This is a genomic window from Nonomuraea corallina (assembly GCF_027620315.1).
Classification (GTDB): Bacteria; Actinomycetota; Actinomycetes; order Streptosporangiales; family Streptosporangiaceae; genus Nonomuraea; species Nonomuraea corallina.
Window position 1 is genome coordinate 21,336 of sequence record NZ_JAPNNL010000068.1, and the last position, 12,754, is coordinate 34,089.

Here is a 12,754-nt window from a genome sequence, read left to right on the forward strand (position 1 = left end):
AGGCGGTCCCGGCAGGTCTTTCGCCCTGCTACGACCGGAATCGGTCGTTGGTGTCCTCACTGTGGCAACCTCTCGCCATAGCCTGCTGCTGAGGGAGATCGTGCGTATTTCTCACGCCGACGCGTGATCGCAGGCAAGTTCGGTGCCCAATTTGAGCACAAACCTCATAGTTGAGCCAACGTCTCACGAGTTTTCCATCGTCCGAAGGGTCGCTTTGTTCGGGCCGCTAACCCCCGTTCACGGAGCGCAACCACCGTCTCAATCCGGACATATGACCCGTAAGATGACAGAAAGTAATATATGTGACCATAAAGAGAGATGTCGTATTAAGCAGAAAAGTAGGCGATTCGCGGGATAGCGTCTTCAGCTCCGATCAAGCCTCCGGTACGCTTCACGCCCGGCATCCGAATGCCGCGCTCCAGAAGCTTCCCCTGGTAGGAGAACCTCCCCCATGACACGCATCCCGCGCTGTCGCGCCCTCATCCTCGGCGTCGCAGTCGCACTCAGCCTTACCGCCTGCGGTGGCGGCGGCGAGTCCGCCGACTCGACGGCCAACACCGGCGGTTTGGAGAAAACCACGATCAAGGTCGGCGCCCTCCCCATTCCGGACTCCGTATCGCTGTATATCGCGAACGCCAAGGGCTTCTTCAAGGAGGAGGGCCTCACCGTGGAGCCGGTCATCATTACCGGTGGCGCGGTCGCGGTCCCGATGATCGAGAGCGGCGAGCTCGACATCTCCATGACCAACTACGTCTCGACCTTCGCCGCCGTCAGCAAGGGCAAGAAGATCAAGCTCGTCGCGGACATGTATCAGGCTGCTGAAAACAACTTCAACATCATGGTCCCGAAGGACTCGCCGATTAAGACCGTGGCGGACCTGAAGGGCAAGACCATCCTGGTCAACAACCTGAATAACATCGCCACGCTGGCCGTGACCACGCAGCTCAAGGTCGCCGGACTTACTGCAGAGGACGTCAAGTTCGCGGAGAAGCCGTTCCCCGAGATGGGCAACGCGATCGCGGGCGGCCAGGCCGACGCCGGCTGGATCACCGAGCCGTTCATCACCGCGACGCAGAGCAAGCTCGGCTTCCGCAAGCTCGCCGACACGATGACCGGCGAGACCGAGAACCTGCCCATCGCCGGCTGGATGGCCACCGAGGAGTGGACGCAGAAGCACCCGAAGACGCTGGCCGCCTACCAGCGCGCGATCGCCAAGGCCCAGGAACTCGCCGCCAGCGACCGCAAGGAGATCGAGGCCAGGCTTCCGGACTACACCAAGATCGACGCGCAGACCGCGTCGGTGATCACCCTCGGGACCTACCCGAGTGAGCTGAACGCCGACCGGTTGCAGAAGGTCGCCGACCTGATGCTCGAGTACAAGTACCTCGACAAGCCCATCGACGTGAAGTCGATCATCGTGGCGCCCCCGTCCGCGGGATGAACGGAGCACCTCTGACCCGCGGCGCCATCGGCGTCGCGGGCTTCCTCGTCATCGGCGAGCTGGTCGTCCGGCTCTGGGTGTCCCGGGCGTTCGACTTCCCCGCGCCGTCGGTGATCCTGTACGAAGCCGCGCTCCTCCCCCTCGACCCGGAATTCCTGCAAGGGATGCTGGTCACGGTCGGGAACTGGGGGCTCGGTCTGCTCATCGCGATCGGCGTGGCGGTGCCGCTGGGCGTGCTGCTCGGCGCGCTGCCCCCTGTGGAGCAGGCGGTCCGTCCGCTGGTGGAGTTCCTGCGGCCGATTCCCTCGGTGGCGATCATCCCGCTGGCCATCCTGCTCATCCCGAACAACTCGCTGATGAAGGTGTCGGTCATCGTCTACGCGTCGCTGTGGCCGATCCTCATCAACACCCTGTACGGCATGCACGACGTCGACCCGCTGGCCAAGGAGTCGATGCGGACCTTCGGGTTCGGCCCGCTGGCGGTGCTGACCCGGGTGAGCCTGCCCAGCGCCGCCCCGTTCGTGGCGACCGGCGTGCGGATCGCCGCCGGGATCGCGCTGGTGCTGGCGGTGAGCGCCGAGCTGGTGGCGGGCGGCGTCAACGGCCTCGGCGTGTTCGCGGTGGCGGCCGGCGCCGGCAACCGGATGGACCTGATCATGGCGGCCGCGCTCTGGGCGGGGATCTTCGGCGTGCTGGCCAACGTGGTGCTCCAGCTGGCCGAGCGCCGGCTCTTCCGCTGGCACTGGCTCCGGACGGGAGGGGCGCGGACGTGAAGGTGCTCAACAGGCTCTGGTTCGTCCCCCTGGTGATCGTCACCTGGGAGCTGATCACCCGGTTCGTCTATCTGGACGACGACTTCCCGCCGCCCAGCACGATCGTCGTGCGGACGTACGAGCTCTGGTTCTCGGGGCCCGCGTCGCGGCTCTTCCTCACCGACGACGCGTTCGAGAACATCATCCCCAGTCTCGGCCGCATGTTCGGCGGCTGGATCCTGGCCTCGGTGATCGGGGTGGTGCTCGGCGTGATCCTCGGGCGCTCGCGCAAGATCTCCGGGTACGTGGACGGCCTGATCGAGCTCGGCCGGGCGGTGCCTCCACCGATGCTGCTGCCGCTGTTCGTGGTCCTGTTCCAGGCGGGGCTCGCGACGCAGCTGGCCACGATCGTGTTCGGCGTCATCTGGCCCGTGCTGCTCAACAGCATTGACGGCGCCCGTTCCGTGGACCGCACCTACACCGACACGGCCACCGTGTTCGGGCTGTCGAAGGCGCAGCACCTGCGCGTGGTCGTCATCCCCGCGGCGTCCCCCAAGATCTTCGCCGGGCTGCGGCTGAGCCTGTCGCTGGCGCTGATCCTGATGGTGATCTCGGAGATCTTCGGCGGCACCGACGGCATCGGCTACCAGTTGCTGGCGGCCCAGAGGAGCTTCGACGCGGCCGGCGTCTGGTCGGCGATCGCGCTGCTCGGCGTGCTGGGCTATCTCGTGAACGCGCTGTTCGTGCTGGCCGAGCGGCGTGTCCTGATCTGGCACCGCCAGGCCCATCGCACACCATGACCGTATGACCTCGAGAAAGGGACCCATGCGTCACTCCGACGACCTCCTCTGGAGCGCGATAGCGGACCTGTCCCGCTTCGCGGCTCTGCTCACCATGGCCGACCTGGGCGTGGCCGACGAGCTGGCTCACGGCCCGCTGGGCACGGCCGAGCTGGCCGAGCGGTGTGAGGCGGACTCGGACGCGCTGCGCAGGGTGCTGCGGGAGCTGGAGGCCATGGGTCTGGTGCGGCGCACCGGGGACGACCGTTACGACCTCACCGGGCACGGCACCCCGCTGCGCTCGGACGTCCCCGGCTCGCTGCGCTCCTCCATCCAGACCCTGGGCGAGGAGAGCCTCTGGTACGCGATCGGCAACCTGCCGGCCACGGTCCGCGCGGGGTCGTCGGCGCTCACGGCCCGCTTCGGCGGGCTCTACGACCACCTGGCCGCGAACCCGGAGTCCAGCAGGCTGTTCGGCGAGTACATGGCGACCCGGGCGATCCCGTTCATCGAGGGCCTGGTGAAGCGCTACGACTTCACGGACGTACGCACCCTGGTGGACGTGGGCGGCGGCCGGGGGCACATCCTGGCGGCGGTCCTGCGGGCGAACCCCGGGATGCGCGGCGTGCTGCTCGACCAGGCGCACGTCATCGAGCAGGCCAGGCCGGCGCTGGAGGCCGACGGGGTGATCGGCCGGTGCGAGCTGGTCCCGGGCGACTTCTTCCGTGAGGTCCCGGCGGGCGGCGACGCCTACCTGCTGGGGAGCGTGCTGCACAACTGGGACGACGAGGACGCGGTGACGATCCTGCGCAACGTGCGCCAGGCGATGGACCCGGCCGGCCGGGTGCTCGTCCTGGAGGTCGTGCTGCCCGACGACGACGCCCCCCACCTGGGCAAGGACCTGGACATGCGGATGCTCGCGGTCTTCGACGGCGGCGCCGAGCGCAGCCGGGCGGAGTACGGCGCGCTCCTGGCGCGGGCCGGGCTCGCGATCTCCCGGGTCGTCCCCCTGGACGGCTCCGCCAGCGTGATCGAGGCCGTGACCGAGGCCGCGACCGAGGCCGCGACCGAGGCCGTGGCCGAGCCGCCGGCCGGTTAGCCGTTCCAGCCCGGCACGGCGGTGCGCACGGTCAGGGCGTGCTCGACCAGGTGGATCAGGGCGCCCTTGACCGAGTCCTTGGAGCGCGCGTCCAGGCGGATGAGCGGGATGTGCGGCACCAGCGAGAGCGCGTCGCGGACTTCGGCATCGGCGTGCTGGAACTGGCCGTCCCAGCCGTTGATCCCGACGATGAAGGGCAGCTGGGCCTCCTCGAAGTAGTCGATGGCCGGGAAGCTGTCGGCCAGCCGCCGCGTGTCGACCAGCACCACCGCGCCGATCGCGCCGCGCACCAGGTCGTCCCACATGAACCAGAACCGGTGCTGGCCCGGCGTGCCGAACAGGTAGAGGATCAGGTCGCGGTCCAGCGACACCCGGCCGAAGTCCATGGCCACGGTGGTCGTGGACTTCAGCGGGGTCATGCCGAGGTCGTCGATCCCGGCGGAGGCGTCGGTCATGACCGCCTCGGTGGTCAGCGGCATGATCTCCGACACCGCTCCCACGAACGTCGTCTTGCCCACGCCGAAGCCGCCGGCCACCACTATTTTGGTCGAGGTCAATTCCCCGCTAGAGCCTGCGAAGTCCACTGAGCACCCTTTCCAGCAAGTTGACATCCGGGCGGCCGGCTTCCAGCTGTGGCTGGTGCACCCGTACCAGTCCCTCTGCCGCCATGTCGGCGATCAGCACCCGCACCACCCCCAGCGGGATGTGCAGCAGGGCCGAGACCTCGGCGACCGACCGCACCTGGCGACACAATTGGGAAATCGCGTGATATTCAGGGGTTATATGGGAGAACTCCCGCTGTTCCGCCGTCGCGGACGACACCAGCGCCTCCATCGCCAGCTTCACCCGCGGCGCCGTGCGCCCGCCGGTCACCGCGTACGGCCGCACCGGCGACGCCGGGTCGGGCTGCGACCGGGGCGGGGAGCCCGGCTCCCGGCCACCGTTGTTCCACCGCGGATCCGACACCGGCATCACCTGGTCTGGGACGCGCGCAGCTCCGCACGCACCGCGGGCGTGAGCACCTGCCCCGCCCGATCCACCATCAAGGTCATCTGGTAGGCCACCAACCCCATGTCGCAGTCGGGAGCGGCGAGCACCGCCAGGCACGAGCCGTCCGAGATCGACATGATGAGCATCAGCCCTCGCTGCATCTCGACAATGGTCTGCGAGACCCCGCCACCCTCGAAGACCCGGGCGGCTCCCGCGGTCAACGACACCAGACCGGACGCGATCGCCGCGAGCTGGTCCGCCCGGTCCGCGGGGAACCCCGACGAGGCCGCCAGCGGCAGCCCGTCGGAGGAGACCACCACCGCGTGGGCCACGCCCGGCACCGTACTGACGAAGTCAGTGATCAACCAGTCCACGCCGCGGGCGGCATGGCTCAACTCGTTCATTTCCGATCACCCTCGCCTGTCTGATCGTTCCTGCCGTTACCGCCGCCGAAGGCGGGCCCTCCGGACGGGTTGCCGCCGAAAGCCGGGCTCGGCGGGGGCGCGGGCGCCCGGCCGCCGTTGATGTCCTCGCGCGCCGCCCGGAAGCCCTGCTGGAAGTTCGACAGCCGGGAACGGAGCCGGTCGGGCGAGACGGGGGGCACCGGCGCGACGCCCTTGGGCGCGGACGCGGTCTCGGCCGAGCCGGGCACCAGGTTCGCCTTGGGCACCCGCTTGGGCAGTCCGGCCGCGGTCGAGCCGTCGCGGACCGGTTCCACCGCCGCCTTCGCGGCCGACCAGCCCTCGTCCGCCTTCGACGAGCTCCAGCTCGAACCGCCGCGCTCGAACCAGGCCGACTCCACCGCGGCGTAGATCGGCAGATAGTCGTCCCCGTCACCGGAGGAGCCGGAGGAGCCGGACCCCACCGCCGGGAGCGGGCCGGTGGACGGCTCGCTGCCGGGGAACTCGTACCGGGGCCGCTCCGGCGGGTCGATGCGCTCGCCGTACGCGTAACCCATGGGCCGCTGCTGGTCGGGCATGCCGCGGCGGGGCAGCTGGTTGCCGCCGTTCCAGCCGGGCGTGCGCGGGGGCATCCAGTCGTTGGTCTCGTACGCGCCGCCGCCTCCCCTGGTCGGCTCCGGCCAGCCGCCGTCCGACGGCCACGGCGGAACCGGCCAGCCGGACCCGCCGTCGGGGCTGGAGGGGAACGACGGGTGTCCTGGGCCCATCGGGAAGACGTTGAGCGGCATCGGCGCGGGGTGCGGCCCGCTGTACGGCTCGCTCTGGCCGCCGGACGTGCCCGCGAGCGCGGCCGACTGGGAGAGCAGCGACTCGGGGATGAGCACCATGGCGGTGAGCCCGCCGGCGGCGTGCGGGCGCAGTTGCACCCGGACGCCGTGGCGGTGCGCCAGCCGGGCCACCACGTACAGGCCCATCCGGCGTGAGACCGCCACGTCCATGCCGGGGGTGTCCGTCAGCCGCTCGTTGGCCTGGGCGAGTTCTTCGGCGGTCATGCCGATGCCCGCGTCGGTGATCGACAGCATGACGCCGCCGCCGTCGATCCGGCTGCCCGACAGGGTCACCCGGGTCTCGCGCGGGGAGAACGACAGCGCGTTCTCCACCAGCTCGGCCAGCAGGTGGATGACGTCGTTGACGGCCTGACCGGCGATCGACACCCCGTCGGGGACCTGGAGCACGACCCGCTCGTACCCCTCCACCTCCGACAGCGAGGCGCGGGCCACGTCGACGAGCTTGACCGGCTGACTCCAGCGGCGCGGCGGGTCCTGGCCGGCCAGGACCAGCAGGTTCTCGGAGTTGCGGCGCATGCGGGTGGCCAGGTGGTCCAGCTTGAACAGGTTGGCCAGCCGCTGCTCGTCCTGCTCGCCCTGCTCCAGCCCGTCGATCAGGGTGATCTGCCGTTCCACCAGCGTCTGGCTGCGCCGCGACAGGTTCACGAACATCGCGTTGACGTTGGCGCGCAGCCGCGCCTCCTCGCCCGCCAGCCGCACCGCCTCGCGGTGCACCTCGTCGAACGCCCGCGCGACCTCGCCGATCTCGTCCTGGGTCTTGACGCCGATCGGCGCGACGGGGGCGGCCGCCGTGTCACCGCTGTCGCGCAGCGTGCGCACGGTCTGCGGCAGCCGGTGGTTGGCCACGTCCAGCGCCTCGCGGCGCAGCCTCCGCAGCGGCCTGATCAGGGAGCGGGCGATGAGGGAGATGATGGCGAGCACCACGACCAGCAGGATCATGATGAGCACGGCCGAGATCAGGGCGGACCTGTTGGCTCCGTCCTCCAGCGCGCGGGCGCGCAGGATGAGGGTGGACGCGAGGGTCGTCTCTACCTTCCGCATCGCGTCGATCTTGCCGGTGCTCACGTCGAACCAGGTGTCGACGTCCTTGGCCGGCTCGTTGCCGATGCTGAGCGGCCGGTTCTGCGCCGACTGGGCGACGGCCCGCAGCCTGAACAGGTCGGTCTGGTCGATGTCGCGGCCGACGACCTGGTTGCGGAAGAGTTCGAGCTGGTCCTGGGTGGCCAGCGTGGCGAAGAGCGTCTGCTCGCTCTCCTCCCTGGCCTTGGCCGCGGTGAGGGATTCCAGCTCGCCGGCGTCGAAGCCCTTCTTGTCCAGCGCGCTGGCCAGGATGCCGCGCTGTCGGGACGCCTGCTCCTTGGCCCGCGCCATCGCGGCCATCGCGCCCGCGGTGTGCGCGACCACGTCGTCCACGGCGACCTGGCCGAGCTGGTCGTGGAACTGCAGGATGGCGGCGTTGATCTGGGAGTACTTGGAGATCGTGGGCAGCGGCTGGATCTTGCCCTCGACGGCGGTGTCGCGCAGCGCCCGGATCTCCTCCAGCCGGCGCAGCACCGGGCGCACCGCGTCGCCGTGCGTGTCGCTGACGGTGTCGGCGCGCCGCCGGGCGTCCGCGATCAGGTCGTCGACCTCGTCGTGCAGGCCGCGTAACTGCGGTTCGCGCACGTCGGGCCGGCCCTGGGCGATGTAGAGCGCGGTCGCGTCCCGTTCGGCACCGAGCGCGTGGCTGACCGCGCCCAGCGACTCGCTCAGTTCGGCGACCTCGCGCAGGGTCTGGTACGTGTTCGCGTCCTGGAGTGAGGTGATCACGTTCAGCCCGCCCAGGGCCACGGCCACGGCGGTCGGCACCACGATGAGCGCGACCAGGCGTGATCGCACGTGCCAGTTGCCCAGGCGGAACCTGCCAGAGGACGGCTTGACCTGGGGTCGGTCCTGATGGCCGTGCGACTCGCGGTCAACGGAAGCTACAGCACCCTGCGTACTCACTGCCTTCGCTACCTCTCGCCCCGGAGGGAATCTCGATGATCATGCATGGATTGCAGGAGGGCTCAATGACTATCGAGATGAGGGCCATTTCGAGCATGAGATCCACGACATGGGATCCAATCGTTCCCGACAATGCGACACGATTACCGGACCGTCCGTCGCCGATGGCGAAATGGGACGGTCTGCTCACAGCTCGGTCAGCCGATCATCGAACGCATCACCAGTAACGGGAACCCACGGATCACCTCCTTCACCACCCGACTCAGGCCCCTCAACCTGGGTCAAGGCTGGCGAAAGCACATAGATTGCTAAATGTTCAAGCCAATCACCACGATAGAACGTCAATCTAGCAATGCAACCACAAGTGATATTTTCGCGATGAACAAGCGCCATCTGGTGCTACCGTCAGTGCTTGTTGCGTGTCAGGCGCATCTTCCGCGAGTAACAGACCACCCCCCTACCTTCCGGCTCCGTCTCACCGTGCGAAGGGAGTCCCCGACATGAGGCTTGGCCGTTCCAGCAGGGCCGCCATCATCGGGTTGGCCCTGGCGCTGGGGATCACCGCGTGCAGCGGTGACTCCTCACCCAGCGTGCCGACCTCGACCGCTGCCGCCAACGGCGGCTTGGAGAAGACCGAGATCAAGGTCGTCGGCCTGCCGGCCATCGACACGGCCGCGCTGTACGTGGCCATCGATCAGAAGCTGTTCGAGAAGGAGGGGCTCAAGGTCACGCCGCAGATCGTCCAGTCGTCCCCCGAAGCCATTCCCATGCTCCTGAATGGCGAGATCGACGCCATGTTCGGCAATTATGTCTCCATGTTCCAGGCGCACGACCAAGGCGCGCTGAAGCTGCGAATCCTGGCCGAAGGCTCACGCGCGGCGCCGGATTCCCTGAGTGTGATGGCTTTACCTGATTCGCCAATCAGGTCGGCGAAGGACCTCGAAGGCAAGACGATCAACGTGAACGTGCTGCACAACTTCCAGGAGCTCGCCCTCACCCAGGTCCTTAAAGCCAATAATGTCGATCCGAAAAAGATCAAGTATGTCCAGGTGACGTTCCAGAACATCATGCCCGCCTGGCAGAAAGGCCAGATCGACGCCGCCTATCTCGGCGAGCCCCTGGTGACCGCGGCGACCTCCCAGATGGGCGCCCGCAAGATCCTCGACCCCGCCTCCGGCCCCGCCTCCGAGTTCCCCATCTCCGGCTACGTCAGCACCCAGGACTGGTACGAGAAGAACCCGAAGACGGCCGCCGCCTTCCAGCGCGCGCTGCACAACGCGGCCAAGATGATGGAGGGCAACCGCGAGCTGGTCGTCGACGTGCTGCCGAACTTCACCCAGATCGACAAGGCCACCGCGGCGACCGTGACGTTCCCGTACTTCTCCAGCTCCGACAACCCGGTCAGGCTGCAACGGGTGGCCGACTGGATGGTCGAGGCCGGATGGCTGAGCAAGGACATCGACGTCGCGTCGCTGATGTCTCCCACCACCTCCGGGTGAGCACCCCCGTCCTGACCCGATCACCGCTGGCACGCCCCCGGTCCGCCCGGTGGGCGCGCCGGGTGACCGGGGCGCTCGCGTTCGTCGCGCTCGTGGAGATCGCCGGACGGGCCGGGGCGGCCGAGTTCCTGCCGCCCGCCTCGGAGATCCTCCAGCGTGCCGGGAGCCTGCTGGCCGACCAGGCCTTCCGCGCGCACGCGGGCACGAGCGTGCTCGCCTGGGCGATCGGCCTGGCCGTGGCGGCGCTCGTCGCGGTGCCGCTCGGCGTGCTGTTCGGCAGCGTCCCGCTGATCGACGCGGCGACGCGGGCGATCGTGGAGTTCCTGCGGCCGATCCCGTCCGTGGCGCTGATCCCGCTGGTGGCCCTGCTCATCGGGACCGGGCTGCAACTGCGGATCACCCTGGTGGTCTACGCCGCCGTCTGGCCCATCCTCTACAACACGATGTACGGCCTGCGCGCCGTCGATCCGGTGGCCAGGGAGTCGCTGCGCTCCTACGGCTTCGGCCGGCTCTCGGTGCTGTGGTGGGTGTCGCTGCCCTCGGCGGCGCCGTTCATCATGACCGGGTTCCGGCTGGCCACCGGCGTGGCGCTCATCCTGACCGTGAGCACCGAGATCGTCGCCGGGCGCGGCGAGGGCATCGGCGTGTTCATCTACTTCGCCGGCATCGCGGTGCCGGCCAGGATGGACGACATCCTCGCCGGGGTCGTCTGGGTGGGGCTGTTCGGGGTGGCGGTCAACGCCCTGCTGGTGTCGGCCGAGCGCCGGCTGTTCCGATGGCACCACGCGCGGGTGGGAGGCGGCTCGTGACGCGGCTGGGCAGGGCGTTGTCCCGGTGGCTGCTGCTGGCGGTGCTGGTCGTCCTCTGGGAGGTGGCGACCAGGGCCGCGGGCAGCGCGTTCTTCCCGCCTCCCTCCACGATCGTGACCCGGATGCACGCCCTGTGGTTCTCCGGGCCGCCCGGCCGGCTGTTCCTCACCGACCAGGCCGTGGCGGACATCCTGCCGAGCCTGGGCCGGATGGCCGGCGGGCTGGCCGGGGGCGCCACCGCCGGGATCCTGCTCGGGCTGGCGCTCGGGCTGTCCTCCCGGGCCTACGACTACCTCGACGGCGTGTTGCAGTTCCTGCGGGCCATCCCGCCGCCGGCGCTGGTGACGGTGTTCCTCGTGGTGTTCGGCTTCGGGCTGCGGATGCAGCTGGCCTTCATCATGTTCAGCGTCGTCTGGCCGGTGCTGCTCAACACCGCCGACGGCGCCCGCGCGGTCGAGCCGCTCTACCTGGAGACCGGCCGGGCCTTCCGGCTGTCGCGCCGGGAACGGGTGATGCGGATCGTGCTGCCCGCCGCGCTGCCGAAGGTGTTCGCCGGGCTGCGGCTGGCGCTGTCGCTGTCGCTCATCGTCACCGTCTTCGCCGAGCTGCTGCCCGGCACCACGAACGGGATCGGCTTCCAGCTCACGGTGGCGTACTCGATGTTCAACCTGCCGGCGATGTGGGCCGGGATCGTGCTCCTGGGCGTCCTCGGCTATCTGCTGAACGAGCTGTTCCTGGTGGCCGAGCGCCGGGTCCTGGGCTGGCACCACGCGCGCGAGAGGGCGGGCGCGTGAGCCCGGCCGGGCTCCTGACCGGCGAGCCGGCCGGCGCCACCAGCAGGAACGCCCCTGGACCGGAATGGCAGAGGTCGGCGATGACCTTGATCGGCTCGCCGGCGGCGGCCACCAGGAACGCCGAGACGTAGTCCGTCATCGTGATGTCCAGCGCCCCGCTCTCCAGCTCCGGCAGCGCCGTCGCGCCCCCCCTGGACGACCACCGGCCGGACACTCAGCCCTTCCTTCCGGAAGAAGCCCTTGACCCCGGCGATATACAACGGCGCCGCGTCGGGAATGGTCAGCACGCCTACGCGGAGAACAGTCTTTTCCGCGCTCATTCCGTCCGTCGGCGCGGGCCCCGCCGCGGCGCAGGCGGCCGGCGTCAGAGCTGCGGGCAGGGCGAGGAGAACGGCCTGACCTCGAATGATGCGTGACGTCGGAGTCGCTCCCGCACGGGCTGTCATGACAGCGGTGAAGCGTACCCGCAGCTCATCGCGGCAGAATGCGGCTTCGGCATTTGCAACCAATGGGGCCTTCGGTAGAGTCGCCGTGTTATCTCTGGACTCGCCCCGAGGACAATCACGTTGCTTGAGATAGAAAACCTCACACACACCTACGGAGCAGGCGGGCCCAACGCGCACCACGCCATCGACCAGCTCAACCTGAGCGTCGCCGAGGGCGAGTTACTGTGCATCGTCGGCCCCTCCGGATGCGGGAAGTCCACGCTCCTGCGCTCCATCGCCGGCCTGATCACCCCGACGGGCGGCCGGATCAAGGTCGACGATCAGCTGGTCAGGCAGACCCCCGACAACCTGGCCGTGGTGTTCCAGGACTACAGCCGGTCCCTGTTCCCCTGGATGTCGGTGGCCGACAACGTGGCGCTGCCGCTGCGCCGCAAGAACATGGACGCCAAGCGCCGCCGCGAGGCGGCCGCCGAGGCCCTGGAGTCCGTGGGGCTCTCCGACGCCGGGCGCAAGTACCCGTTCCAGCTCTCCGGCGGCATGCAGCAGCGGGTCGCGATCGCCCGCGCGCTGGCCTACCGGCCCACCCTGATGCTCATGGACGAGCCGTTCGGCTCGGTCGACGCGCAGACCCGCGAGGACCTCGAGGACCTCGTGCTCAAGGTGCGCGGGCATCATCGGATGACGATCGTGCTGATCACCCACGACATCGACGAGAGCGTGTACGTGGGCGACCGCGTGGTGGTGCTGTCCAAGGCGCCCGCGCACGTGGTGGGCGACCTCCAGGTCAAGCTGCCCGCGCCGCGCGACCAGATCACCACGCGCGAGCACCCCGACTTCGTCCACCTGCGCGCCGAGGTGGGCCGCCTGGTCCGCGGCCAGCCGGTGGCGCACTGACGCCGGGGCCCCGTCC

At 69.2% G+C, this 12,754-nt stretch carries 13 protein-coding genes; 9 read left to right on the forward strand and 4 right to left on the reverse strand.

The window, feature by feature from the left end:
* Positions 1–451 precede the first annotated feature (451 nt).
* The 4 genes from OUY22_RS18370 to OUY22_RS18385 are packed head-to-tail and all read left to right on the forward strand — an operon-like array spanning position 452 to position 4,071.
* A complete protein-coding gene (locus OUY22_RS18370) occupies positions 452–1,441 on the forward strand; it encodes an ABC transporter substrate-binding protein (RefSeq protein WP_270156234.1) in 990 nt (329 codons plus the stop codon).
* Positions 1,438–2,214: an ABC transporter permease gene (locus OUY22_RS18375; protein ID WP_270156235.1), complete on the forward strand. Its 777-nt coding sequence runs from the start codon at positions 1,438–1,440 to the stop codon at positions 2,212–2,214. Before OUY22_RS18370 ends, OUY22_RS18375 begins: the two co-directional genes overlap by 4 nt.
* Complete coding sequence (locus tag OUY22_RS18380; protein ID WP_270156236.1) at positions 2,211–2,993, forward strand: ABC transporter permease; 783 nt, start codon at positions 2,211–2,213, stop codon at positions 2,991–2,993. Before OUY22_RS18375 ends, OUY22_RS18380 begins: the two co-directional genes overlap by 4 nt.
* Before the next feature lie 4 nt (positions 2,994–2,997).
* On the forward strand, positions 2,998–4,071 hold the full coding sequence (locus OUY22_RS18385) for a methyltransferase (RefSeq protein ID WP_270156237.1): 1,074 nt from the start codon (positions 2,998–3,000) through the stop codon (positions 4,069–4,071).
* Here OUY22_RS18385 and OUY22_RS18390 read toward each other — a convergent pair.
* Genes OUY22_RS18390 through OUY22_RS18405 form a run of 4 tightly spaced genes read right to left on the reverse strand, consistent with a single transcriptional unit; the run spans position 4,068 to position 8,188 of the window.
* Positions 4,068–4,628 (reverse strand): GTP-binding protein, encoded by a 561-nt coding sequence (locus OUY22_RS18390; RefSeq protein WP_270156238.1) that lies wholly within the window; start codon positions 4,626–4,628, stop codon positions 4,068–4,070. The two genes, OUY22_RS18385 and OUY22_RS18390, sit on opposite strands and share 4 nt — an antisense overlap.
* Positions 4,629–4,635: 7 nt before the next feature.
* Entirely contained in the window at positions 4,636–5,043 is a 408-nt protein-coding gene (locus OUY22_RS18395) for a DUF742 domain-containing protein (RefSeq protein ID WP_408638177.1), read from the reverse strand.
* Positions 5,043–5,465 carry a roadblock/LC7 domain-containing protein gene (locus OUY22_RS18400; protein ID WP_270156240.1) on the reverse strand — a complete coding sequence of 141 codons (423 nt, stop codon included), beginning with the start codon at positions 5,463–5,465 and terminating at the stop codon, positions 5,043–5,045. Before OUY22_RS18400 ends, OUY22_RS18395 begins: the two co-directional genes overlap by 1 nt.
* Complete coding sequence (locus OUY22_RS18405; RefSeq protein ID WP_270156241.1) at positions 5,462–8,188, reverse strand: nitrate- and nitrite sensing domain-containing protein; 2,727 nt, start codon at positions 8,186–8,188, stop codon at positions 5,462–5,464. The genes OUY22_RS18400 and OUY22_RS18405 overlap by 4 nt, the downstream gene beginning before the upstream one ends.
* Before the next feature lie 647 nt (positions 8,189–8,835).
* On the opposite strand from OUY22_RS18405, the gene OUY22_RS18410 reads away from it, so the two are divergent.
* The 5 genes from OUY22_RS18410 (at position 8,836) to OUY22_RS18430 (ending at position 12,738) form a co-directional block, all read left to right on the forward strand.
* Positions 8,836–9,795 carry an ABC transporter substrate-binding protein gene (locus tag OUY22_RS18410; protein WP_270156242.1) on the forward strand — a complete coding sequence of 320 codons (960 nt, stop codon included), beginning with the start codon at positions 8,836–8,838 and terminating at the stop codon, positions 9,793–9,795.
* Entirely contained in the window at positions 9,792–10,604 is an 813-nt protein-coding gene (locus OUY22_RS18415) for an ABC transporter permease (protein WP_270156243.1), read from the forward strand. Before OUY22_RS18410 ends, OUY22_RS18415 begins: the two co-directional genes overlap by 4 nt.
* Positions 10,601–11,398, forward strand: coding sequence for an ABC transporter permease (locus OUY22_RS18420; protein ID WP_270156244.1), 798 nt, complete (start codon positions 10,601–10,603; stop codon positions 11,396–11,398). Before OUY22_RS18415 ends, OUY22_RS18420 begins: the two co-directional genes overlap by 4 nt.
* A complete protein-coding gene (locus OUY22_RS18425) occupies positions 11,395–11,529 on the forward strand; it encodes a hypothetical protein (protein ID WP_270156245.1) in 135 nt (44 codons plus the stop codon). The genes OUY22_RS18420 and OUY22_RS18425 overlap by 4 nt, the downstream gene beginning before the upstream one ends.
* A 435-nt stretch (positions 11,530–11,964) precedes the next feature.
* On the forward strand, positions 11,965–12,738 hold the full coding sequence (locus OUY22_RS18430) for an ABC transporter ATP-binding protein (RefSeq protein WP_270156246.1): 774 nt from the start codon (positions 11,965–11,967) through the stop codon (positions 12,736–12,738).
* Positions 12,739–12,754 lie beyond the last annotated feature (16 nt).

Bases quoted from the DNA above. Each gene is read 5' to 3' on its own strand.
- OUY22_RS18385 (WP_270156237.1), top strand. From the start codon at position 2,998: ATGACCTCGAGAAAGGGACCCATGCGTCACTCCGACGACCTCCTCTGG.
- OUY22_RS18370 (WP_270156234.1), top strand. From the start codon at position 452: ATGACACGCATCCCGCGCTGTCGCGCCCTCATCCTCGGCGTCGCAGTC.
- OUY22_RS18375 (WP_270156235.1), top strand. From the start codon at position 1,438: ATGAACGGAGCACCTCTGACCCGCGGCGCCATCGGCGTCGCGGGCTTC.
- OUY22_RS18400 (WP_270156240.1), bottom strand. From the start codon at position 5,465: ATGAACGAGTTGAGCCATGCCGCCCGCGGCGTGGACTGGTTGATCACT.
- OUY22_RS18395 (WP_408638177.1), bottom strand. From the start codon at position 5,043: ATGCCGGTGTCGGATCCGCGGTGGAACAACGGTGGCCGGGAGCCGGGC.